The organism is Pseudomonas lalucatii, from assembly GCF_018398425.1.
Taxonomy (GTDB): domain Bacteria; phylum Pseudomonadota; class Gammaproteobacteria; order Pseudomonadales; family Pseudomonadaceae; genus Aquipseudomonas; species Aquipseudomonas lalucatii.
In genome coordinates this window covers 1,057,291-1,080,537 of record NZ_JADPMV010000001.1, presented here as the reverse complement: position 1 = coordinate 1,080,537, position 23,247 = coordinate 1,057,291, and the positions used below count along the sequence as shown (strand labels likewise).

20 protein-coding genes are annotated in these 23,247 nt (G+C 66.4%); 13 read left to right on the top strand and 7 right to left on the bottom strand.

Annotated elements, in window-relative coordinates; genetic code table 11:
- Positions 1-7: 7 nt before the first annotated feature.
- Positions 8-1,936 carry a transglycosylase SLT domain-containing protein gene (locus tag I0D00_RS04765; RefSeq protein WP_213638593.1) on the bottom strand — a complete coding sequence of 643 codons (1,929 nt, stop codon included), beginning with the start codon at positions 1,934-1,936 and terminating at the stop codon, positions 8-10.
- A 299-nt stretch (positions 1,937-2,235) separates the two neighbouring features.
- Between I0D00_RS04765 and I0D00_RS04760 the strand changes: the two genes are divergently transcribed.
- Both I0D00_RS04760 and I0D00_RS04755 read left to right on the top strand, forming a co-directional pair.
- Positions 2,236-4,158, top strand: coding sequence for an ATP-binding cassette domain-containing protein (locus I0D00_RS04760; protein ID WP_213638592.1), 1,923 nt, complete (start codon positions 2,236-2,238; stop codon positions 4,156-4,158).
- Positions 4,159-4,221: 63 nt separating this feature from the next.
- Complete coding sequence (locus I0D00_RS04755; RefSeq protein ID WP_213638591.1) at positions 4,222-4,908, top strand: DUF6901 family protein; 687 nt, start codon at positions 4,222-4,224, stop codon at positions 4,906-4,908.
- Positions 4,909-4,952: 44 nt separating this feature from the next.
- On the opposite strand, the gene I0D00_RS04750 is transcribed toward I0D00_RS04755, so the two are convergent.
- Positions 4,953-5,393, bottom strand: coding sequence for a universal stress protein (locus tag I0D00_RS04750; protein WP_213638590.1), 441 nt, complete (start codon positions 5,391-5,393; stop codon positions 4,953-4,955).
- A gap of 88 nt (positions 5,394-5,481) precedes the next feature.
- On the opposite strand from I0D00_RS04750, the gene I0D00_RS04745 reads away from it, so the two are divergent.
- Positions 5,482-5,919, top strand: a complete 438-nt coding sequence (locus tag I0D00_RS04745; RefSeq protein ID WP_213638589.1) for a hypothetical protein — start codon at positions 5,482-5,484, stop codon at positions 5,917-5,919.
- Positions 5,920-6,010: 91 nt separating this feature from the next.
- Here I0D00_RS04745 and I0D00_RS04740 read toward each other — a convergent pair whose 3' ends face one another.
- Entirely contained in the window at positions 6,011-6,829 is an 819-nt protein-coding gene (locus I0D00_RS04740; RefSeq protein ID WP_213638588.1) for a hypothetical protein, read from the bottom strand.
- Positions 6,830-7,311: 482 nt separating this feature from the next.
- On the opposite strand from I0D00_RS04740, the gene fadB reads away from it, so the two are divergent.
- From fadB to I0D00_RS04710, 6 genes are all read left to right on the top strand, one after another.
- Positions 7,312-9,459, top strand: a complete 2,148-nt coding sequence (gene fadB / locus I0D00_RS04735) for a fatty acid oxidation complex subunit alpha FadB (RefSeq protein WP_213638587.1) — start codon at positions 7,312-7,314, stop codon at positions 9,457-9,459.
- 30 nt (positions 9,460-9,489) lie between these two features.
- Positions 9,490-10,665 carry an acetyl-CoA C-acyltransferase FadA gene (gene fadA, locus I0D00_RS04730; RefSeq protein ID WP_213638586.1) on the top strand — a complete coding sequence of 392 codons (1,176 nt, stop codon included), beginning with the start codon at positions 9,490-9,492 and terminating at the stop codon, positions 10,663-10,665.
- 78 nt (positions 10,666-10,743) lie between these two features.
- A complete protein-coding gene (locus I0D00_RS04725) occupies positions 10,744-10,980 on the top strand; it encodes a DUF1653 domain-containing protein (protein ID WP_213638585.1) in 237 nt (78 codons plus the stop codon).
- A 115-nt stretch (positions 10,981-11,095) separates the two neighbouring features.
- The gene (gene topA, locus I0D00_RS04720; protein WP_213638584.1) at positions 11,096-13,705 is read left to right on the top strand and encodes a type I DNA topoisomerase; all 2,610 of its coding nucleotides are present in this window, start codon (positions 11,096-11,098) and stop codon (positions 13,703-13,705) included.
- Positions 13,706-13,774: 69 nt separating this feature from the next.
- Positions 13,775-14,293, top strand: a complete 519-nt coding sequence (locus I0D00_RS04715; RefSeq protein ID WP_213638583.1) for a DUF6586 family protein — start codon at positions 13,775-13,777, stop codon at positions 14,291-14,293.
- Positions 14,294-14,370: 77 nt separating this feature from the next.
- A complete protein-coding gene (locus I0D00_RS04710; protein WP_213638582.1) occupies positions 14,371-14,604 on the top strand; it encodes a hypothetical protein in 234 nt (77 codons plus the stop codon).
- 112 nt (positions 14,605-14,716) lie between these two features.
- Here I0D00_RS04710 and sulA read toward each other — a convergent pair whose 3' ends face one another.
- Together sulA and lexA are read right to left on the bottom strand one after the other, a co-directional pair.
- Positions 14,717-15,190, bottom strand: a complete 474-nt coding sequence (gene sulA / locus I0D00_RS04705; RefSeq protein ID WP_213638581.1) for an SOS-induced cell division inhibitor SulA — start codon at positions 15,188-15,190, stop codon at positions 14,717-14,719.
- Positions 15,191-15,200: 10 nt separating this feature from the next.
- Entirely contained in the window at positions 15,201-15,809 is a 609-nt protein-coding gene (gene lexA, locus I0D00_RS04700; RefSeq protein ID WP_213638580.1) for a transcriptional repressor LexA, read from the bottom strand.
- Between the two features lie 264 nt (positions 15,810-16,073).
- On the opposite strand from lexA, the gene I0D00_RS04695 reads away from it, so the two are divergent.
- Genes I0D00_RS04695 through I0D00_RS04680 form a run of 4 tightly spaced genes read left to right on the top strand, consistent with a single transcriptional unit; the run spans position 16,074 to position 19,122 of the window.
- On the top strand, positions 16,074-16,781 hold the full coding sequence (locus tag I0D00_RS04695) for a TetR/AcrR family transcriptional regulator (protein ID WP_213638579.1): 708 nt from the start codon (positions 16,074-16,076) through the stop codon (positions 16,779-16,781).
- Between the two features lie 48 nt (positions 16,782-16,829).
- Positions 16,830-17,354, top strand: coding sequence for a L,D-transpeptidase (locus I0D00_RS04690; protein WP_213638578.1), 525 nt, complete (start codon positions 16,830-16,832; stop codon positions 17,352-17,354).
- Between the two features lie 21 nt (positions 17,355-17,375).
- Entirely contained in the window at positions 17,376-18,374 is a 999-nt protein-coding gene (nagZ, locus tag I0D00_RS04685; RefSeq protein WP_213638577.1) for a beta-N-acetylhexosaminidase, read from the top strand.
- A gap of 10 nt (positions 18,375-18,384) precedes the next feature.
- Positions 18,385-19,122 (top strand): S-methyl-5'-thioinosine phosphorylase, encoded by a 738-nt coding sequence (locus tag I0D00_RS04680; RefSeq protein WP_213638576.1) that lies wholly within the window; start codon positions 18,385-18,387, stop codon positions 19,120-19,122.
- A gap of 56 nt (positions 19,123-19,178) precedes the next feature.
- Here the strand turns inward: I0D00_RS04680 and I0D00_RS04675 are convergent, their stop codons facing one another.
- Together I0D00_RS04675 and mfd are read right to left on the bottom strand one after the other, a co-directional pair.
- The gene (locus I0D00_RS04675; RefSeq protein WP_213638575.1) at positions 19,179-19,715 is read right to left on the bottom strand and encodes a CsiV family protein; all 537 of its coding nucleotides are present in this window, start codon (positions 19,713-19,715) and stop codon (positions 19,179-19,181) included.
- Between the two features lie 10 nt (positions 19,716-19,725).
- Positions 19,726-23,163, bottom strand: a complete 3,438-nt coding sequence (mfd, locus tag I0D00_RS04670; protein WP_213638574.1) for a transcription-repair coupling factor — start codon at positions 23,161-23,163, stop codon at positions 19,726-19,728.
- Between the last annotated feature and the right edge of the window lie 84 nt (positions 23,164-23,247).

Here is a 23,247-nt window from a genome sequence, read left to right as displayed (position 1 = left end):
CAGCCGGTCATTGATCGTCGAAGTAGCGTTCGTGCCAGCCGATCAGCGGCTGCGGGGCGTTGAGCTTCTGCCCGTAGATCACCGCATAGGACAGCACGTTCTGCACGTATTGCCGCGTCTCGTCGAACGGAATGTTCTCGATCCACACGTCGTAGGCCAGGTGGTCGGCGCCGCGCAGCCACTGGCGCACGCGGCCGGGTCCGGCGTTGTAGGCGGCGGAGGCGAGTACCCGGTTGCCGTTGAACTGGCCGTAGATCTGGCTCAGGTAGGCGGCGCCCAGCTGGATGTTGACCTCCGGGCGGTAGGCCAGTTGCGGCGAAGATAGGGGGATGCCGAAGCGCCGCGCGGTCTCCTTGGCGGTGGCCGGCATCAGCTGCATCAGGCCCATGGCGCCGACCGGCGAGCGGGCGTCGGCCATGAAGGCGCTTTCCTGGCGGGTGATGGCGAACACCCAGCTGGAGTGAATGCCGCGCTTCTTCGCCTCGCGGGTCAGCTCCGAGCGGTGGGCCATGGGGAAGCGCACGTCGAGGTCGTCCCAGTACTGGGCCTGGCTGATGGTGCGGATGGCCGGGAAATACCAGCCCAGGTCATAGGCCAGGCGGGCCTGGGCGACCAGCTCCTCGCGGCTGAACAGGCGACTGACGTGATACCACTCGCGGCGGCCGTCGACGATCTGGCCGCGGGCATGGAACTCCAGGGCGCGGCGGATGCCGGCGGCGTTGCGTACCTTCTGCAGTGTGTTGCGGTCCAGCGCCAGGGGCTTGTTGTTCAGCTGGTAAGGCGCCTTGACCTGGTCGGCGGCCATGAAGCCGTAGAAGTCGCGCTCCTTGGCCAGGCCCTGGTAGAGGGCCTGGTGCTCGCTATTGTTGGGCTGGGCCAGTTGCAGGCTGCGCGCCTGCCAGTAGCGCCAGCGGCTGGTCTGCGCCAGGGCGGCGGGCATCAGCCGGGTCAGGCGGTGCGCTTCGTTCCAGCGACCGAGACGCAGCAGCAGGCGCGCGCGCCATTCGCTGACGGTGTTGTCGCGCAGTTCTGGGTCGTACTTGGCCATCACCTCGAGGGCGCGGGCGTCGAAGCGCTTGGCCAGGGTCAGGCCGATCTCGCGGGCGATGGCGACCTGCTCCTCGCTGGAGAAGTGCAGGCGCTGGGCGTAACCGTCGAGCAGCCTCAGTGCCTGCTCCGGATCCTGGCGGGCCAGGCGGCGCAGGCCCAGGCCGACCACGTCGGCCATGGCTGCGTCCGCCGGCGCGAAACGCGCGGTCTGGGCGAGCAGTTGCGGCTTCTGCGCCACCTCGATCAGCAGCTGGCCCTGCTTGCCCAGGTTCGGCAGGCTCTTGACCAGGTACTTGGCCAGGCCATAGTTGCGGGCTTCGGCGGCCAGCTTGGCCCGTTGCCAGCGCTTCTGTTCGGTGAGCTGGCCGGCGCCGCTCCAACGCTCGAACAGGCGATCGCAGGCCTCCGGCTGGGACTTGCCGACCAACCAGAGCTTCTCCGCCGTGGCATGGCCCTCGGCGGTCAGGCCGTGGCCGAGCTGGTACTGGCCGTACAGGCAGTCCAGCTCGGTGAAGTTCAGCGCCGGGTCGTAGTGGTTGACGAAGCGCTGCCATTCGCCGCGTTCGGCCAACCAGCGCAGCCAGCGCAGTTTCATCCAGCCGGCCTGGGGCAGGTCGCCGTGCTCGGCGAGGAACTTCTCGATCTCGTCATTGCTCGCCGATTTCAGACGGGCGGTCAGCTCGTCGTAGGCCAGGTAGGGCTCCAGGGGGTAGTCGCGCAAGGCGCTGGCGTAGCGCCGATAGGGCTCGCTGTTGCCCTTGGCCAGGGCCCGCTTGGCCTCGTCGTAGTACTGGCGCTGCTGCTCCAGGCTGGCGGCCTGGGCCGAGGCGAGCGTGGCGGCAAGGAGACAGAAGCAGGACAGCAGGGAGAACAGGCGACCGCGCATGACACTTCCAGGCTAGGCAGTTGGGTGGGCGCCGGCATGGCCGGGGCGGAGTTCCGCTAGCTTAGCCTTTTGCCCGGGGGCGACGAAAGCGCGGCGCCGCCCGGCGCCTGCATGAAATTGGCGCAAACCCCGGGCGTATCTCGGTTAGAATGCGCGCCCAGTTTTTGTCGCGGCCCTCGGGCTGCGACGAATCAGTTTCTGCGCTGAGCGTGGCGGGCAATCGGCAGCCGGGGCGCATGTCGATGCATGCTTCCGGACCTTGTCCGCCGCCTCAGTGCCTGTCGTATTCGAGGCGTGCCATGACCCTGCTCAAGTTCACCGATGTTTCCCTGGCCTACGGCGCCATGCCGCTGCTGGACCAGGTGTCCTGGCAGATCGCCCGGGGCGAGCGGGTGTGCATCATCGGCCGCAACGGTACCGGCAAGTCCAGCCTGCTGCGCCTGGTCAAGGGCGACCGGCAGGCCGACGATGGCGAGATCTGGCGGGCGCCGGGGCTGAAGATCGGCGAGCTGCCGCAGGAGCTGCCGCGCGCCGACGAACGCACGGTGTTCGATGTGGTTGCCGAGGGGCTGGATGGGGTCGGCGCCTTGCTCGCCGAGTACCACCACCTGAGCCAGAACATCCACAGCGATGCCGACCTGGACAAGCTGATGCACGTCCAGCAGGACCTCGAGGCGCGCGACGGCTGGCGCCTGCAGCAACTGGTCGAGAGCACCCTGAGCCGCCTGCAGCTGCCGGCCGACAAGACCCTGGCCGAGCTGTCCGGCGGCTGGCGCCGGCGCGTGCTGCTGGCCCAGGCGCTGGTCTCGGAGCCGGACCTGCTGCTGCTGGACGAGCCGACCAACCACCTGGACATCGGCGCCATCGCCTGGCTGGAAGAGGCGCTGTTGGGCTTCGGCGGCGCGGTACTGTTCATCACCCACGACCGGGCCTTCCTGCAGAACCTGGCCACGCGCATCCTCGAACTGGATCGCGGCGGCCTGATCGACTGGAACGGCGACTACGCCAGTTTCCTGGTGCACAAGGAGCAGCAGCTGGCGGCCGAAGAGACCGCCAATGCGCTGTTCGACAAGCGCCTGGCCCAGGAGGAGGTGTGGATTCGCCAGGGCATCAAGGCGCGGCGCACCCGCAACGAGGGGCGCGTGCGTGCGCTCAAGGCGATGCGTGCCGAGCGCAGCGAGCGGCGCGAGCGCCAGGGCAAGGCGACGATCCAGTTGGACGTGGCGGAGAAGTCCGGCAAGCAGGTGATGGTGGTCGAGCAGGTCGGCTTCGCCCACCCGGGCGGGCCGAAGCTGATCGATGATTTCTCCATGGTCCTGCAGCGTTCCGACCGTATCGGCCTGCTCGGCGCCAACGGCACCGGCAAGACCACCCTGCTCAAGCTGTTGCTCGGCGACCTGCAGCCCACCGCCGGCAAGATCGAGATCGGCACCAAGTTGGAAGTGGCCTATTTCGACCAGCTGCGCCATCAGCTGGACCCGGAGAAGACGGTGATCGACAACGTCGCCGAGGGCCGCGACTTCATCAGCATCGACGGGCAGAACCGTCATGTGCTGAGCTATCTCGGCGATTTCCTGTTCAGCCCCCAGCGCGCACGGACCCCGGTCAAGGCCCTGTCGGGTGGCGAGCGGGCCCGCCTGCTGCTGGCCAAGCTGTTCAGCAAGCCGGCCAACCTGCTGGTGCTGGACGAGCCGACCAACGACCTCGACGTGGAAACCCTGGAGCTGCTCGAGGAGGTGCTGCTGACCTTCCCCGGCACCGTGCTGATGGTCAGCCACGACCGTGCCTTCCTCGATAACGTGGTCACCAGCACCCTGGTGTTCGAGGGCGAGGGGCGCGTGCGCGAATATGTCGGCGGCTATCAGGACTGGCTGCGTCAGGGCGGCTCGGCGCGCCTGCTGGGGGTCGGCGAGAGCAAGGGCGGCAAGGCCGAACTGGCCTCCGCCGTGGTTGCCGCGGCCGCGGCGCCCGCAGCGGTGCCCGAGCCGGCCGCGGCTGCAGGGAAAAAGAAGCTCAGCTACAAGCTGCAGCGCGAGCTGGAGGCGCTGCCCGGGCAGATCGATGCCCTGGAGACGCAGATCGCCACCGTGCAGGAGCGCGTGGGCGACCCTGGCTTCTACCAGCAGCCGGCGCAGGAGACGGCGGCGGTCCTGGCGCAGCTGCAGGCGCTGCAGGATGAACTGGATCAGCTTTTGGAGCGTTGGGCCGAACTGGAAGGCTAAAACCGCCGACAATACGATCGAAAACCCTCAAACAGGACACCTGGACGTCTGGCGGAGCAAGGCATGGCCATCGAGTACCGATTCACTCTCGACGACAATCATCAGTTCAGCTATCACATCGAGCTGGAGCGCCCCTATGACTCGGCGCAGGCCCAGGCCGCGCCGAAGTGGACCCGGCTGGGGTATCAGCAGTGCAGCAACTGCCCGCTGAGTCGCAACAGCTTCAGCCATTGCCCGGCGGCTGTCGACCTGCACCGGGTGATCGAGGACTTTCAGGGCCTGCCGGCCTTCAAGAAGGCCGTGGTCTGGGTGCGCACCCCGGAGCGCGAGTACACCAAGCAGGTCGGTCTGGAGGAGGGCTTGCGGGCGCTTCTCGGGGTCATCATGGCGACCAGTGCCTGCCCGGTGCTGGGCAAGCTGCGGCCGATGGCGCAGAACCATCTGCCGTTCGCCAGCAATCAGGAGTTCATCCTGCGGACCTTCTCGCTGTATCTGGCGCGCCAGTATTTCAATCACCGCGAAGGGCGCCATGCGGATTGGGAGCTGAAGGGGCTGGTGCGGATGTTCCAGCAGCTGCAGCTGGTCAATCAGGCGTTCTGGCAGCGCATCCACGATACCTGCGAGGGCGACTCGAATCTGAAGGCGTTCCTGACCTTCTTCTCGATGGCCTCGAGCATGACCTACTCGTTGGAGACCCAGCTGCAGAAGATTCGCCCGCTGGTGATGAGTTCCGGTGAAGGCTTCGAGTGACGGGGCGGCGAATGGCGCAGGCGCGCCACTCGCCGAGCGGAGGCTTATTCGGGCTTGTTCAGACGCACGGCCAGGACGTCGCAGGGGGCGCCGTGCAGCACGTCGTTGGCGGTCGAACCCAGCAGCAGGGCCAGGCCGTGGCGACCGTGGCTGCCGACCATGATCAGGTCGCAGCCCTGCTCCTCGGCCAGGCGATGAATTTCCTGGCGCGGTTGACCATAGGCCAGGTGGCGTTGGTCGGCGCTCAGTTTCGGGTATTTCCCGGCGAAGCTGTCCAGGCGCTCGCGGGCCTGGTCGAACTGCTGCTGTTGCAGCATCGACAGGTCCATCGGCACGTCACCGCCAAAGGCCATGGCCATGGGCTCGACGACGTGCACCACGGACAGCTTGGCGTGGCTGCTGGCGGCCAGTTTCTGCGCACGCTGCATGACCGGGTCGCATTCCTCGGTCAGGTCGACGGCAACCAGGATGTGCTGGTAGGGCATGGGGTGACTCCTCGAATGGACAAGCGTTGAGAGTAAGTATGACTGTATTGACGGCTGGCGACAGGCTTTTGCCTGCGAGAACAATCCGATGACCCTGTGGATAGCACTGTTGCTTCTGGCTTGCGTGCTCAGCCCGCTGAGCTGGCTGATTCCGTCGCGGCGTCAGCGTGGGCAGATGGACGTGCGTCTGCAGGCGCGGCGCCTGGGGCTGGCGATGCAGTTGTCGCGCCAGGAGTGGCCGCACTGGTTGGCCGAGCAGCCTCCGGGCGCCTGCGCCCAGTACCACCTGGGGCGCCGCCGCGGGCATGCGGACAGCTGGTGCTACTGGCAGGCGGAGCCGGGGCGATGGCTGAACCAATGGCGCGAGCCCTGCGCCGAGGCGTCCCTGGTCGAGCAGCTGGCGCAGCTGCCTGCCGATGTGTTCAAGGTCGAAGCCTCGCCGCAGATGGTGGCGCTGTGCTGGGGCGAGCGTGGGCAGGACGACGCGCTGCAGAGAGTCAACGACTTCCTGCGGGCGCGCGCCTAGGGGATAAAGAAGGGCCCGACGCAAGCGCCGGGCCGCAGGGTTGGCCAGGCAGGCCGGAAAGCTTGTATGCGGCACGCCGAGGGGGCCGGGCTTACGAGCGGGTGGCCGCATACTGGGCGGAGACGCGCTCGAGCCCCTCGATGATGCTGTCCGAGTACTTGTTGACGAGGAAGGGCACGCTGTTCTCGTTATAGTTCATCAACGATTTCTCGATGTAGCGCCACTTGGTGCCGACGGTGCTCAAGGTCTGTTTGAGCTGTGTGTCGTTTCGCGTGGCTTGCTGCAGGTTCGCCAGGCCCGCGGCGAACTGGTCGACCATTTCCTCGATAGGGCGGACCTCGCCGCCGCCCATGAACGTAGCCCCCACCGAAGCGTTGCGTGCGGCGTAGTCCACCGCGATGGCCTGCATCAGCAGGCTCTGATCGCGGCTCTGCTGGGTCAGGGGCGCTACCTTGAACTGGCTTTCCTGTTCGATCTTGCTGTAGAGCGCGTTGCTCAGGGCCAGCAGTTGCTGGTTGCTGGCGCCCAGATCGGCTACCGGCTGCAGGTCGGTGTATCCCTGCTGTTTCAAGGCCTTGATCAGCCTGTCGAGCGCGCTCCGGTAGTCTCGCCACTGTTCGTCGAGTTGGGCAAGCAGGACGCGCGAGCCCTCTCCCGGCATCTCGGCGAGGGCCTGCAGGTGTTGACTGGCCTGGGTCTGGGACTGGTCGATCAGCCGCGCGTAACGCTGATCGCCCTCCATGGCGTTGTACATGTAGAAATCGCCCAGACTCTTCTGCGCGGCCAGGCGCAGCTGGTGCAGGGCGAGCAGGTTGCTGGCGGCGTCGGCGGCCTGGCTGGCGCTGCTGAACAGCGTCAGGCCGGTGGCGAGCAGGGTGCTCAGGGAAATGGCAAGCAGTCGGCTCGACATGGGAACTCCGTGTGCCCCTCTGGGGGTATTTTGTTTTTGTTGTGGTTACGCGCCAGTCATGCCGGGGCGTAGTGGGACGACTGTACCCGGAGATATTTTATTTTTCCAGGCATGCGCTGCTTCACATTCGCCGATGCGAGGCTCCGGCGAATGACGGGGGATCGACACCGCTGATCGGCCGTTCTGCTCCGTCTGGCGCGGGCTCTTCGGCCCAGCGGCGCTCCAGGCCGGGGCTCGCGGAGGGCGGGAAGCGCTCGGCCGATTGACAATTCGCGGCTTTTCCCCGATGGTGTGCACACCCAAATCAAACGGGCGTATGAATTGAGCGTTTGCCTGAAGCGGCGGCGCCTTTACAGTCCGAATATCGCGTCGGCGGGTGTGCCAGGCGGCTTGGGGCTATTCTCGACGGCAGTGCCGTGGGACAAGCCCACTGGTTGGCTCCGATGTGTACTGTTCAGCTTCCATACCGTGGAGATCAGTTGATGATTTACGAAGGTAAAGCCATCACGGTTACGGCTCTTGAGAGTGGCATCGTCGAACTGAAATTCGACCTCAAGGGTGAATCCGTCAACAAGTTCAACCGCCTAACCCTGAACGAACTGCGTCAGTCGGTTGATGCGATCAAGGCCGATGACTCGATCAAGGGCGTGATTGTCACCAGTGGCAAGGACGTGTTCATCGTCGGCGCCGATATCACCGAATTCGTCGACAACTTCAAGCTGCCTGACGAGGAGCTGGTGGCGGGCAACCTGGAAGCCAACAAGATCTTCAGTGATTTCGAAGACCTCGGCGTGCCGACCGTCGCGGTCATCAACGGCATCGCCCTGGGTGGCGGTTTCGAGATGTGCCTGGCCGCGGATTACCGGGTCATGGCCGACAGCGCCAAGGTGGGCCTGCCGGAAGTCAAGCTGGGCATCTACCCCGGCTTCGGCGGCACCGTGCGCCTGCCGCGCCTGATCGGTACCGACAACGCGGTGGAGTGGATCGCCGCCGGCAAGGAAAATCGCGCGGACGACGCCCTGAAAGTGGGTGCCGTCGATGTCGTGGTCGGCGCCGACAAGCTCCAGGCAGCAGCCCTGGACCTGGTCAAGCGCGCCATTGCCGGCGAGCTGGACCACAAGGCCAAGCGCCAGCCGAAGCTGGACAAGCTCAAGCTCAACGCCATCGAGCAGATGATGTGCTTCGAGACCGCCAAGGGTTTCGTCGCAGGCCAGGCCGGCCCGAACTACCCGGCGCCGGTCGAGGCCATCAAGACCATCCAGAAGGCCGCCAACTTCGGTCGCGACAAGGCGCTGGAAGTCGAAGCCGCCGGCTTCGTCAAGCTGGCCAAGACCTCAGTGGCCGAGAGCCTGATCGGCCTGTTCCTCAATGATCAGGAGCTGAAGAAGAAGGCCAAGCACCACGACGAGATCGCCCGGGACGTGAAACTGGCGGCCGTACTCGGCGCCGGCATCATGGGTGGCGGCATCGCCTACCAGTCGGCGGTCAAGGGCACGCCGATCCTGATGAAGGATATCCGCGAAGAGGGTATCCAGATGGGCCTCAACGAGGCCTCCAAGCTGCTCGGCAAGCGCGTCGAGAAGGGCCGCCTGACGCCGGCGAAGATGGCCGAGGCGCTCAACGCCATCCGTCCGACCATGTCCTATGGCGATTTCGGCAACGTCGACATCGTCGTCGAGGCCGTGGTCGAGAACCCCAAGGTCAAGCAGGCCGTGCTGGCCGAAGTGGAAGCGGCCGTCGGCGAGAGCGCGATCCTCGCCTCCAACACCTCGACCATCTCCATCAGCCTGCTGGCCAAGGCGCTCAAGCGTCCGGAAAACTTCGTCGGCATGCACTTCTTCAACCCGGTGCACATGATGCCGCTGGTCGAAGTCATCCGCGGGGAGAAGTCCAGCGAAGTGGCAGTGGCCACCACCGTGGCCTACGCCAAGAAGATGGGCAAGACCCCGGTCGTGGTCAACGACTGCCCGGGCTTCCTGGTCAACCGCGTGCTGTTCCCGTACTTCGGTGGCTTCTCCAAGTTGCTTGAGCTCGGTGTCGACTTCCAGCGCATCGATAAAGTCATGGAGAAATTCGGCTGGCCAATGGGCCCGGCTTATCTGTCCGACGTGGTCGGTATCGACACCGGTCACCATGGTCGCGACGTCATGGCCGAAGGCTTCCCGGATCGCATGGCGGTCGAAGGTCGCACCGCGGTTGATGTGATGTACGAAGCGGATCGTCTGGGCCAGAAGAACGGCAAGGGCTTCTATGCCTACGAGACCGACAAGCGCGGCAAGCCGAAGAAGGTCATCGACCCGCAGGCCTACGAGCTGCTCAAGTCCATCGTCCGCGAGCAGCGTGAAGTGACCGATGAGGACATCATCAACTTCATGATGATCCCGCTGTGCATGGAAACCGTGCGCTGCCTGGAGGACGGCATCGTCGAGACCGCCGCCGAGGCCGACATGGGCCTGATCTACGGCATCGGCTTCCCGCCCTTCCGCGGGGGCGCGCTGCGCTACATCGACAGCGTCGGAGTCGCCGAATTCGTGGCCCTGGCCGACAAGTACGCCGACCTGGGCGCGCTGTACCAGCCGACCGCCAAGCTTCGCGAAATGGCCGCCAATGGCCAGAAGTTCTTCGGTTAAGCGCGCAACGACTAGAGCGAGAGTGAATTTATGAGCCTGAATCCTAGAGATGCAGTGATCGTCGACTTCGGTCGTACCCCGATGGGTCGTTCCAAGGGCGGCATGCACCGCAACACCCGTGCCGAGACCATGTCGGCGCAGCTGATCAGCAAGCTGCTGGAGCGCAACGCCAAGGTCGACCCGGCCGAGGTGGAAGACGTGATCTGGGGCTGCGTCAACCAGACCCTGGAGCAGGGCTGGAACATCGCGCGCATGGCGTCGCTGATGACCCAGATCCCGCACACCAGCGCCGGGCAGACCGTCAGCCGTCTGTGCGGTTCGTCCATGAGCGCCCTGCACACCGCCGTGCAGGCGATCCAGACCGGCAACGGCGACGTCTTCGTCGTCGGCGGCGTCGAGCACATGGGCCACGTCGGCATGATGCACGGCGTCGACCCGAACCCGCACCTGTCGCTGTACGCCGCCAAGGCGTCGGGCATGATGGGCCTGACCGCGGAAATGCTCGGCAAGATGCACGGCATCGGCCGCGAGCAGCAGGACGCCTTCGGCGAGCGTTCGCACCGCCTGGCGCACAAGGCCACCGTCGAGGGCAAGTTCAAGGATGAGATCATCCCGCTGCAGGGCTACGACGAGAACGGCTTCCTCAAGGTGTTCGACTACGACGAAACCATTCGTCCGGAGACCACCCTGGAGAGCCTGGCGGCCCTGAAGCCGGCGTTCAACCCCAAGGGCGGTACCGTCACCGCGGGTACCTCCTCGCAGATCACCGATGGCGCCTCCTGCATGATCGTCATGAGCGCCCAGCGCGCCCAGGATCTGGGGATCCAGCCGATGGCGGTGGTGCGTGCCATGGCCGTGGCCGGCGTCGATCCGGCGATCATGGGCTACGGTCCGGTGCCGTCCACGCAGAAGGCGCTCAAGCGCGCCGGCCTGAGCATGGCCGACATCGACTTCGTCGAGCTCAACGAGGCCTTCGCCGCCCAGGCCCTGCCGGTGCTCAAGGACCTCAAGCTGCTCGACAAGATGGAGGAGAAGGTCAACCTGCACGGTGGCGCCATCGCCCTGGGCCACCCCTTCGGTTGTTCCGGTGCCCGTATCTCCGGTACCCTGCTCAACGTCATGAAGCAGAACGGTGGTACCTTCGGCGTGTCCACCATGTGCGTGGGCCTCGGCCAGGGCATCACCACCGTCTTCGAACGCGTCTAAGCGTTGCACGGTACGAAACCGGGGCCCAGTGCCCCGGTTTTTGTTTGTCGGCGATAAGTTTTTTCAAGGAATTCTGCGATGCAGCTACAACCCGGTCTTTATCGTCACTACAAGGGGCCCGAGTACCGGGTATTCGGTGTCGCCCGACACTCCGAGAGCGAACAGCAGATGGTGGTCTACCAGGCGCTGTACGGCGATTACGGGCTGTGGGTGCGACCGCTGGAGATGTTCTGCGAGGAGGTTGTGGTCGAGGGCAAAACGCTGCCGCGCTTTGCCCTGATACGGGCCGAGACGCCGGTAATCGGCGGGGACTGAGCGGCTCGCGGGTCACGCCTTCGCTTGACCTCACCTTTGGCGCCACTATATATAGCGGTGCCGCGTCGGGCGCCGGTCGCCCTTCATTATTTTGCATTCAGGAATTTTCTGATCCATGGGTAAATCGCTGGTCATCGTGGAATCCCCGGCCAAGGCCAAGACCATCAACAAGTACCTGGGCAGCCAGTACGTGGTGAAGTCGAGCATCGGCCACATCCGTGACCTGCCTACCAGTGGCTCGGCGAGCGCCGCCAAGGAGCCGGCCAAGCGCGGCAAGGCCGCGGCCGGCGAGGCGCCGGCCCTGTCGCCCAAGGAAAAGGCCAAGCGTCAGCTGTTCTCCCGCATGGGGGTCGATCCGGAGCAGGGCTGGAAGGCCAAGTACGAGATCCTCCCCGGCAAGGAAAAGGTGGTCGAGGAACTGCGCCGCTTGGCCAAGGAAGCCGACACCATCTATCTCGCGACCGACTTGGATCGCGAGGGGGAAGCCATCGCCTGGCACCTGCGCGAGTCCATCGGCGGCGACGACAGCCGCTACAAGCGCGTGGTGTTCAACGAGATCACCAAGAAGGCGATCCAGGAGGCTTTCGCCGAACCGGGCGAGCTCGACATCAACAGGGTCAATGCCCAGCAGGCGCGACGTTTCCTCGATCGCGTGGTGGGCTACATGGTCTCGCCGCTGCTGTGGGCGAAGATCGCCCGCGGCCTGTCCGCCGGGCGCGTGCAGTCGGTGGCGGTGAAGCTGGTGGTCGAGCGCGAGAAGGAAATCCGTGCCTTCGTCCCGGAAGAGTACTGGGAAGTGCACGCCGACCTCGGCACCGCCAAGGGCGCGACCGTGCGCTTCGAGGTGGCGCGGGAGAACGGCGCCGCCTTCAAGCCGCTGAACGAAGCTCAGGCCATGGCCGCCCTGGCGACGCTCAAGGCGTCCAGCTACAGCATCGCCAAGCGCGAAGACAAGCCGACCAGCAGCAAGCCTTCGGCGCCCTTCATCACCTCCACCCTGCAGCAGGCCGCGAGCAACCGCCTGGGCTTCGGCGTGAAGAAGACCATGATGATGGCCCAGCGCCTCTACGAGGCCGGCTACATCACCTATATGCGTACCGACTCGACCAACCTCTCGGCGGACGCCGTGAGCATGGTCCGTGATTTCATCGAGAACGAGTACGGCACCAAGTACCTGCCGGCCAAGGCCAATGTCTACAGCAGCAAGGAGGGCGCCCAGGAGGCCCACGAGGCGATCCGCCCCTCCGACGTCAACCTCAAGCCGACCCAGTTGTCCGGCATGGAGCGCGATGCCGAGCGCCTCTACGAGTTGATCTGGCGCCAGTTCGTCGCCTGCCAGATGCCGCCGGCCGAGTACCTGTCGACCACGGTCACCGTGACCGCGGCCCAGTTCGAGCTGCGTGCCAAGGGCCGTATCCTCAAGTTCGACGGCTATACCCGGGCGCTGCCGCAGCAGAGCAAGCCGGGCGAGGACGACGTGCTGCCCGAGATGAGTCAGGGCGAGCTGCTCGAGCTGCTCAAACTCGACCCCAGCCAGCATTTCACCAAGCCGCCGGCGCGCTATTCCGAGGCCAGCCTGGTCAAGGAGATGGAGAAGCGCGGCATCGGCCGGCCTTCGACCTACGCGGCGATCATCTCGACCATCCAGGACCGTGGCTACGTCGCCCTGCACAACCGTCGCTTCTACTCGGAAAAGATGGGCGAGATCGTCACCGAGCGCCTGTCCGAGAGCTTCGCCAACCTGATGGACTACGGCTTCACCGCCGGCATGGAGGAGCATCTGGACGATGTCGCCCAGGGCGAGCGCGAGTGGAAGCACCTGCTCGACGAGTTCTACGGCGACTTCAAGGGCAAGCTGGAGGTGGCCGAGGCCAGCGACAGCGGCATGCGCGCCAACCTGCCGACCCCGACCGACATTCCCTGCCGCGAATGCGGCAGGCCGATGATGATCCGGACCGCCTCCACCGGCGTGTTCCTCGGCTGCTCCGGCTACAGCCTGCCGCCGAAGGAGCGTTGCAAGTCGACCCTCAACCTGATCCCGGGCGACGAGATCGCCGCGGACGACGAGGGCGAATCCGAGTCGCGGGTGCTGCTCGGCAAGCATCGCTGCCAGAAATGCGGCACCGCCATGGATGCCTACCTGCTGGACGAGACGCGCAAGCTGCACGTCTGCGGCAATAACCCGGACTGCTCCGGCTATGAGGTCGAACAGGGCCAGTACCGCATCAAGGGCTACGAGGGGCCGAGCCTGGAGTGCGACAAGTGCGGCAGCCAGATGCAGCTCAAGACCGGGCGTTTCGGCAAGTTCTTCGGCTGCACCAACGGCGAATGCAAGAACACCCGCAAGCTGCTCAAGAGCGGCGAGCCGGCGCCGCCGAAGATGGATGCGGTGAAGATGCCGGAGCTCAAGTGCGAGAAGGTCAACGACACCTACGTGCTGCGCGACGGCGCTTCCGGACTGTTCCTCGCCGCCAGCCAGTTCCCGAAGAACCGCGAGACCCGCGCGCCGCTGGTGCTGGAACTGCTTCCGCACAAGGACGAGATCGACCCCAAGTATCACTTCCTGCTGGAGGCGCCGCAGAAGGATCCGGAAGGCCGCCCGGCGGTGATCCGTTACAGCCGCAAGACCAAGGAGCAGTACGTGCAGTCCGAGGTCGAGGGCAAGCCCACCGGCTGGCGCGCCTTCTACGATGGCGGCAAATGGAAGGTCGAAGACAAGCGCTGATCATTCTGCGCGCGCCGGCTCGCCGCGGGCGCGCGTATAGTGATGGGATAAGTCGTGGAGGGTGTCCCGATGGCCAATGAACTCTATACCCGTACCAATCAGAAGCTTTTCTACGCCGGCCTGGCGCTGGAGTCCTGGCGCCAGGCGCAAGAGGGGCGGGCGATGAACGCTCAGGCGCTGATTCAGGCCGAGCGCGAGGCGGCGTTGTTCCACCTGTACGGGGCGCTGCTGGGGCTGTGTCACGAAATCGCCGGCTATTACCGCTTGCCGGAGCGCACCGCACCGCGGGCCGAGCAGTTGCTCAGCCATGCGGTGCTGGAGGCGGCGCCGAGTCCGGAGCTGGCGGAGTTGGTCGAGCTGGCGCAGCAGCCGGAGACCTGGCTGGCCCAGCTGTTGCGGGCCTACGCCGAGCTATTCCAGCCGCCCCAGGGCGAACGCAAGGCCAAGGTCGATCCGGCCACGCCGCTGATCGAAGCGGTCAGCCTGGACCGCGAGGAGCCGCCGCTGGCGCGGGAGACGCTCGAGGCCTGGCGGCAGCAGCTCAAGGTGCTGGCACAACGCTTTCGCGAGTCGCTCACCGAGTGGTGAGGCGGCTCTGGATGGGCGGGCTAGGGTGAAGCCTGGCCGGCTGTTACAATGCCGGCCTTACGTGGAGAGCCGAACCAATGTCTACAGCCTTTCTGGAAATTGTCGAATTGCCCGATGGGCGCATAGCCCTGCGTCGAGCGGAGGATGAAGAGGCGCTGGTGGTGCTGGATTTTTCTTCCGATGCCAAGGCCTTCCTGCAGGGGCAGCACGTCGAGGTGGCCAAGGCGATGTTGAACGTGGGCGTGCAGATGGCCGGCCGCTTGGCCGAGGGCGACTTCCAGCATGAGGAAGAGGCGCGTGTGCTGCACTGAACGCCGCCGCCTGGCTTCTTCTCGAACAGGCCGTCGGTCGATGCCCTTGCGCCGTTGTCGCTTCCTGTTCGAGGCGACTCTCTAGCGCAGCTCCTCTCTGCCCTAGCCCCCGTTAACCCAGGCTGATATTCAGGCTCTGCGCGCCGCCGTGCCGAGCCGCTTGCTCGAGCCGTCGCCGGGCAGGCTGCTCCAGTGGTTGCAGCCAGCTGACCACGGTATGGCTATGGCCCAGCTTCAGGGCTTCCTCGGCGAGCTGCAGGGCGCTGCCTTTGTTGCCTGGATGCAGGATCAGGATGCGCTCGCGGTTCAGCCCGGCATCGCGCAGCCGGGCGGGCGTCAGGCTGCGGGGTGGGGCGATCAGGGTCAGCCAGCGGGCATCCTGGTTTTCGCTCAGCTCACGGAGGACGGGGGCGAGCAGGTTGAGACAGTGTCCGGCAGCCCCTCGCAGCGATATTTCGCTGAACGCCTCGGACTCGTCCTGCCAGGCTGCTCGCTCGGCCTCGGCTATCAGCGCGCAGGCCGGCGCGGTCAGGAAGGCGTCGAACAGGGGGAGTTGGCTGCGGTTCAGCGGCTGCGGGGACTGCATGGATGCTCCTCTAGCGGCGAATGACGCCGACGCTCAGGCCTTCGATGACCAGCTCCTGCTCTTCCAGGTTCACTTCGATCGGGGCGAATTCGGGGTTCTCGGCGATCAGCCAGACCTTGCTGCCCTCGCGCTTGAAGCGCTTGACCGTCACCTCGTCATCGAGGCGGGCCACTACCACCTGGCCGTTTCGCGCCTCGCGAGTGGTGTGTACCGCGAGCAGGTCGCCGTCGAAGATGCCGATGTCCTTCATGCTCATGCCGCGCACGCGCAACAGGTAGTCGGCGCGGGGGTGGAAGAACTCCGGGTTGATGCGGCAGGATTCCTCCACGTGCTGCTGCGCCAGAATGGGGGCGCCGGCCGCGACCCGGCCGATGACCGGCAGGCCTTCTTCCTCGGCGCTGGGTTCGAAGCCCGGTATGCGAATGCCGCGGGAGGCGCCCGGGGTCATCTCGATGGCGCCTTTGCGAGCCAGGGCCTTGAGGTGCTCCTCGGCGGCGTTGGGCGATTTGAAGCCGAGCGCCTGGGCGATTTCCGCGCGGGTCGGCGGGTAGCCATTGTCCTCGAGGCACTGCTTGATGAAGGCGAGAATCTCTGTTTGCCGCGGCGTCAGTTTCAGCATGTCTGGGCTCTGTTTTTTTATACAGTGACTGGGATTATATACAGTGACCCTGGCTTGGCAATCCTTGTTAGCCTTCCTGGGCGGTTTCTCTCTTGCACTTTGTGGTTGGCGGCGTGTTACTAGGCGGCCGTGACGCGCGTCTTGGCTTAGGGCTGGGCGCGTCCAGTCAAGCGTGACCGGCCGGCCAAAAGACGGCCCGCGCGACTTGACAAGATGGCGGGCTGAAACGTATGTTTCAAACAAGTGTTTGTCAGGTGGTAGCTCATGGCTCAGTCGGAAACCGTTGAACGCATTCTCGATGCCGCTGAACAGCTGTTCGCGGAGAAAGGTTTCGCCGAGACCTCGCTGCGCCTGATCACCAGCAAGGCCGGAGTCAACCTGGCCGCCGTCAACTATCATTTCGGCTCGAAGAAGGCCCTCATTCAGGCGGTCTTCTCGCGCTTTCTCGGGCCTTTCTGCGCCAGTCTCGAGCGCGAACTCGACCGGCGTCAGGCCAAGCCGGAGGGCAGGGCCAGCCTCGAGGAGCTGCTCGAGCTGCTGGTCGAGCAGGCCCTGGCAGTCAAGCCGCGCAGCGGCAACGACCTGTCGATCTTCATGCGCCTGCTGGGGCTGGCGTTCAGCCAGAGCCAGGGGCATCTGCGCAAGTATCTGGAAGAGGTGTACGGCAAGGTCTTCCGTCGCTACATGCTCCTGGTGCACGAGGCTGCACCGCGCATTCCGCCGCTGGAGCTGTTCTGGCGGGTGCATTTCATGCTCGGTGCGGCGGCGTTCAGCATGTCCGGGATCAAGGCCCTGCGGGCCATGGCCGAGACGGATTTCGGGGTCAATACCTCGATCGAGCAGGTGATGCGCCTGATGGTGCCCTTTCTCGCAGCCGGCATGCGTGCGGAGAGCGGACTGGCCGACGAGGCACTGGCCACGGCGCAGCACAAGCCGCGGATCAAGAGCCCGGCCGCACCCGCCAAGGTTTGATGCGCCACGGGTGGGCGCGGCGGGTGTGATCCGCTAAGCTAGCCGCCCATGCGTGCTCTCGATCTTCTGCATATTTCTCTCGCCGATCAGCGTCTGTACGGCTTTGCCGACGGGCAGCTGTTGCTGCGCCTGCCGGTTTCCACGGCGCTCAACGGACCTGGCGAGCTCAATGGCTCAGGGTGTACCCCGCGCGGTCTGCACCGGGTGCGGGCGAAGATCGGCGAGGGCCTGCCGGTCGGCGCCGTGCTACGCGGCCGGCGCTGGACCGGCGAGCTGTGGTCGGCCGAACTCGCCGCGCGCTTCCCCGAACGCGACTGGATACTCAGCCGCATCCTCTGGCTCAGCGGCTGCGAGCCGGGGCGCAACAGGCTCGGCGCTGTGGATACCTTCCGCCGCTATATCTACCTGCACGGGACCTCGGACAGCGAGCCGATGGGCGAGCCGCGCTCCCATGGCTGCATACGCCTGCGCAATGCCGACCTGGTCGAGCTGTTCCCGCGGGTGCCGCTCAACTGCATGGTACGCATCGACGAGGCGGCTTGCCCGGACTGGGCGACGGCGCCCCTCAATTAAGGATTTCTCGTGAGTTCAAGCATGCAAGGTTCGCTGATGCTGGATATCGACGGCACCTGGCTGACTGCCGAAGACCGTCATGTGTTGCGCCAGCCCGAAGTGGGCGGGTTGATCCTGTTCGCCCGCAACATCGAGCATCCGCGCCAGGTGCGCGAACTGTGCGCGGCGATCCGCGCCCTGCGCCCCGACCTGTTGCTGGCGGTGGATCAGGAGGGCGGGCGCGTGCAGCGCCTGCGCCAGGGCTTCGTGCGCCTGCCGGCGATGCGGGCGGTGGCCGACAATCACAATGCCGAGGCGCTGGCCGAGCAGTGCGGCTGGGTCATGGCCACCGAAGTGCTGGCCGCCGGACTGGATCTGAGCTTCGCCCCGGTGCTGGACCTCGACCACCAGCGCAGTGCCGTGGTTGGCAGTCGCGCTTTCGAGGGTGATGCGCAGCGTGCGACGCTGTTGGCCGGTGCCTTCATCCGCGGCATGGCCGCGGCCGGCATGGCCGCCACCGGCAAGCATTTTCCGGGGCACGGCTGGGCCGAGGCCGACTCCCATGTGGCGATTCCACTGGACGAGCGCAGCCTGGCCGAGATTCGCGCCAGCGATCTGCAGCCCTTCGTGCAGCTTGGCGGCCAGTTGGCCGCGGTGATGCCGGCCCATGTCATCTATCCGCAGGTCGACAGTCAGCCGGCGGGTTTCTCGCGCCGCTGGCTGCAGGACATCCTGCGCGGCGAGCTGGGGTTCACCGGGGTGATCTTCAGCGATGACCTGTCCATGGCCGGCGCCCATGTCGCCGGCGATGCCGCCGGGCGCATCGAGGCGGCGCTGGCGGCGGGCTGCGACATGGGCCTGGTGTGCAACGACCGGGGTGCTGCCGAGCTGGCCCTGAGCGCCCTGCAGCGCCTCAAGGTCAGAGCGCCGGCGGGCCTGGCGCGTATGCGCCGCCGGGCCTTTCCGGGGACCGAGTATCGGCAGGACCCCCGCTGGCTGCAGGCAATGGCGGCGTTGCGTGCCGCCCAACTAATAGATTGAGGACGATGTGATGACTGTTTACGCCATTATCGGCGGTACCGGCTTGACCCAACTGGATGGTCTGACCATCAACTCGGCGCTGAACCTCGATTCGCCCTACGGCCAGCCATCGGCGCCGGTGCTGCGCGGCGAGTACGCCGGGCGCGAGGTGCTGTTCCTCGCACGCCACGGCCATCCGCACCGCATCCCGCCGCATCAGGTGAACTACCGCGCCAACCTCTGGGCGCTGAAGGAGGCCGGGGCCAAGGCGGTCATCGCGGTGAACGCGGTAGGCGGCATCCACCCGGCCATGGGCACCGGACATTTCTGCGTGCCACATCAGGTCATCGACTACACCTCCGGGCGCGCCCACACCTTCTACGAGGGCGAGCTCGAACATGTCACCCATGTGGACTTCAGCCACCCTTACGATGCGGCGCTGCGTGACAAGCTGTGCGGTGCCCTGGCGGCGGAAGGCTGCGCCTTCAGCGGCCATGGCGTCTACGGCTGTACCCAGGGGCCGCGGCTGGAGACGGTGGCGGAGATCGCCCGCCTGGAGCGCGACGGCTGCGATATCGTGGGCATGACCGGCATGCCCGAGGCGGTGCTGGCCCGCGAGCTGTCGCTGCCCTATGCCTGCTTGTCGCTGGTGGTCAACCCGGCGGCCGGCAAGTCCACCGCGCTGATCACTATGGCGGAGATCGAGCGGGCGCTGGATGAGGGGATGGGTCAGGTCAAGGCGGTGCTGGCGCGGGTGCTGGTTGGCTAAGCCGGCGAGGGAATGAAAAGGGGCCGCATTGCGCGGCCCTTTTTCGTGGTCCGGGGTTACAGCGGCTTGACCCGGATCAGCAGGCCGAGGCTGCCGTGGTCCAGGAAGGTCAGTTCGCCGCTCTTCAGGCGGCTGTCCTGCCTGAGGCGCTCGCTGCCGGCGAGCAGCCCGCTGGCGTCGAAGCTGTTGATCCAGAGGTCGGCCTCCACATCGATGAAGCGGGCCTGCTTGAGGCTCAGGGTGCCTTCTACCGGGAAATGGCCGAACTGCTCGCTGCCGCCGCTCAGTGCCACCCGGCTGGGGGCGCTGGAGAGGTGCTGCGACCAGGCCTTGTGCAGTAGCACCTGATAACCGTTGCCCGGAGTGAGCTTGCTGGCCTCGCTGTTCAGCGTGGTGCCGCGTTCGCTGCCGGCGTCGATCGCCTGGGCGTCCCGGGCCCAGTCGTCCGGCGCGGTCCGGCTGGCGGGAACCGGTTCGCCGGCCTGGCGGAAGACGATGACCTCGACCTGATACAGGCCTTCGGCGAAGGTCGGGGTGGCGAGCAGCATGAGCAGGGTGAGCGGCAGCAGGGCCAGGGTGCGGAGTGCGCGCATGGTTCAGTCCTTAGGCGGCGGGGATCAGGCGCTCGAAGAGCGCCTCCAGGGTATTGAAGCGTTGTTCCGGGCGCTCCATCGGCACCTGGAACCTGAACAGGGTGGCGCCTTCGAACTTGTAGCGGGTCGGCGCGCTCTGGATCAGCTTGATCAGGGTCAGCGGGTCGACGCAGGTGTCGGCGGCGAACTCGACGCGCCCGCCCTGGGGGCCGGCGTCGACCTTCTTGATGCCCAGGGCCTCGGCCCGCAGCTTGAGCAGGGTCAGGCGCACCAGGTTCTTGGTCGGTTCCGGCAGCAGGCCGAAGCGGTCGATCATCTCCACCTGCAGCTCCTTCAGGCCGTCCTCGTCGGCGGCCGAGGCAATGCGCTTGTAGAGGATCAGGCGCGCATGCACGTCGGGCAGGTAGTCCTCGGGGATCAGCGCCGGCACCCGCAGATTGATCTCCGGGCCGCCGCCCAGCGGTTGCTCGAGGTTGGGCTGCTCGCCCTTGCGGATGGCCTTGACCGCCCGCTCGAGCATCTCCATGTAGAGGGTGAAGCCCACCGCCTGGATCTGTCCGCTCTGGCCGTCGCCGAGCAGCTCGCCGGCGCCGCGGATCTCCAGGTCGTGGGTGGCCAGGACGAAGCCGGCACCCAGGTCCTGGGCGCCGGCGATGGCTTCCAGGCGCTTCTGCGCGTCGTCGGTCACCTGCTTGCGCGGCGGCGTCAGCAGGTAGGCGTAGGCCTGGTGGTGGCTGCGACCGACCCGGCCGCGCAGCTGGTGCAGCTGGGCCAGGCCGAACTTGTCGGCGCGCTCGATGATGATGGTGTTGGCGCTGGGTACGTCGATGCCGGTCTCGATGATGGTCGAGGCGATCAGCACGTTGAAGCGCTTGTGATAGAAGTCGCTCATCACCTGCTCCAGCTCGCGCTCGCGCATCTGCCCGTGGCCGATGCCGATGCGCGCCTCGGGTACCAGCTCCGCCAGGTCGGCGGCGCACTTCTCGATGGTCTTCACGTCGTTGTGCAGGTAGTAGACCTGGCCGCCGCGCAACAGCTCGCGCAGCAGGGCCTCCTTGACCACGCCGCTCTGTTGTTCCATGACGAAGGTGCGCACCGACAGCCGGCGCGCCGGCGGGGTGGCGATGATCGACAGGTCGCGCATGCCCGCCACCGCCATGTTCAGCGTGCGCGGAATGGGGGTCGCCGTGAGGGTGAGGATGTCCACCTCGCTGCGCAGCGCCTTGAGCTGCTCCTTCTGGCGCACGCCGAAGCGGTGCTCCTCGTCGATGATCACCAGGCCCAGGTTGTTGAACCTGACGTCGTCCTGCAGCAGCTTGTGGGTGCCGATGACGATGTCGACCTTGCCTTCGGCCAGCTGGGCCATGGCCTCGCCGACCTCCTTGGCGCTCTTGAAGCGGCTCATCACCTCGACCTTCACCGGCCAGTCGGCGAAGCGATCGCGGAAGCTGTTGTAGTGCTGCTGGGCGAGCAGGGTGGTGGGCACCAGCACCGCCACCTGGCGGCCGCTGTGCACGGCGATAAAGGCGGCGCGCATGGCCACCTCGGTCTTGCCGAAGCCCACGTCGCCGCAGACCAGGCGGTCCATCGGCTTGGCCGCCAGCATGTCCTCGCGCACCGCGTCGATGGCCGCCTGCTGGTCCGGCGTCTCCTCGAAGGGGAAGTCGGCGCTGAAGGTGGCGTAGTCGAGCTGCGGGTCGGCGAAGGCATAGCCCTCGCGGGCGGCGCGGCGGGCGTAGATATCCAGCAGCTCGGCGGCGACGTCGCGCACCTGTTCGGCGGCCTTGCGCTTGGCCTTCTGCCAGGTCTCCGAGCCGAGCCGGTGCAGCGGCGCCAGGGCGTCGTCGCTGCCGGTGTAGCGGGCGATCAGGTGCAGGCTGGCAACCGGCACGTAGAGCTTGGCCTCCTCGGCGTACTGCAGGGCGAGGAACTCGGCGCTCTGGCCGTCGATCTCCAGGGTGATCAGGCCCTGGTAGCGGCCGACGCCATGGTCGATATGCACCACCGGCGCGCCTTCGCGCAGCTCGGTGAGGTTCTTGATCACGTTGTCGCCGCCGTCGCGGGCCTTCTCGCGGCGCCGGCGCTGCATGACCCGCTGGCCGAACAGCGGGCTCTCGGCGATCAGGGCCAGGTCGTCGAGCAGCAGGCCCTCGTCCAGCGGGGCGATGCAGATGGCCAGGCGCTCGGCGCTGGCGCCGAACTCGTGCCAGCCCTCCACTGTCCTGGGCTTGAGCTTGAGGCGGGCGAGCAGCTCCAGCAGCACCTCGCGCCGCCCCGCCGACTCGGCGCAGAACAGCACCCGTCCCGGGTGTTCCTCGATGAAGCGGCGCAGGGCGGCCAGCGGTTCGTTGGCCTTGGCCTGGATCGCCAGGTCCGGCAGCGGCCGGGCGGCGAAGCGCTGGCGGCCGACGCCCGCCTCGATGTCGTCCTGGCTGACCACTACCCGCGGCCAGTCCTTCAGGCGGGCGAAGCAGTCCTCCACCGGCAGGAAGATGTCGGCCGGCGGCAGCAGCGGGCGTTCCGGATCGACCCGGCGCTCATCGAAGCGGTTGCGGGCATCCTGCCAGAAGTGCTCGGCGGCCTTCTCCACGCCGGGCAGGGAGAAGACCTGGGTGTCTGCCGGCAGGTAGTCGAACAGGGTGGCGGTCTGCTCGAAGAATAGCGGCAGGTAATACTCGATGCCGGCCGGGGTGATGCCGGTGCTCAGGTCCTGGTAGATCGGGCAGCGGCGGAAGTCGACGTCGAAGCGCTCGCGAAAGCGTCCGCGGAAATCGCCGACGGCCTTCTTCTCCAGGGGGAACTCACGGGCCGGCAGCAGCTTGATCGACTCGACCTTGTCCACCGAGCGCTGGGTCTCGGGGTCGAAGGTGCGCAGGGTCTCGATCTCGTCGTCGAACAGGTCGATGCGATAGGGGGTGTCGCTGCCCATGGGAAACAGGTCGATGAGGGCGCCGCGCACGGCGAACTCGCCGTGCTCGTAGACGGTATCGACGCAGCGGTAGCCGGCCGCCTCCAGGCGCAGGCGCATCTGTTCGACGTCGAGCTTCTGGCCGACATCCAGCACCAGGCTGCTGCCGAGCAGGAAACTCGTCGGCGCCAGGCGGTGCAGGGCGGTGGTGATGGGCACGACCAGCACGCCGTGCTTCAGCTCGGGCAGGCGGTAGAGCGCGGCGATGCGCTGGGAGATGATGTCCTGGTGCGGCGAGAACAGGTCGTAGGGCAGGGTTTCCCAGTCGGGGAAGTGCAGCACCGGCAGCGTCGGGGCGAAGAAGCTCAGCTCCTGTTCCAGGCGCTCGGCGCTCTGGCTGTCGGCGGTCAGCAGCAGGGTGAAGCGCCGGGCGGCGCTGGCGGCTTCGGCGATGGCCAGGCTCAGGGCGGCGCCGGGCAGGTTGCCCCAGTGCTGTTTTCCGGCGGTGGCCGGCAGGGGCGGCAGACGCAGTACGGACACGGGCGGCTCACGGTCGTGGTACAAGGCCGCCGATTGTAGCGGGGCAGGGCGCATCGTGTCAGTCGCGACAGGCGCGCATTGCTC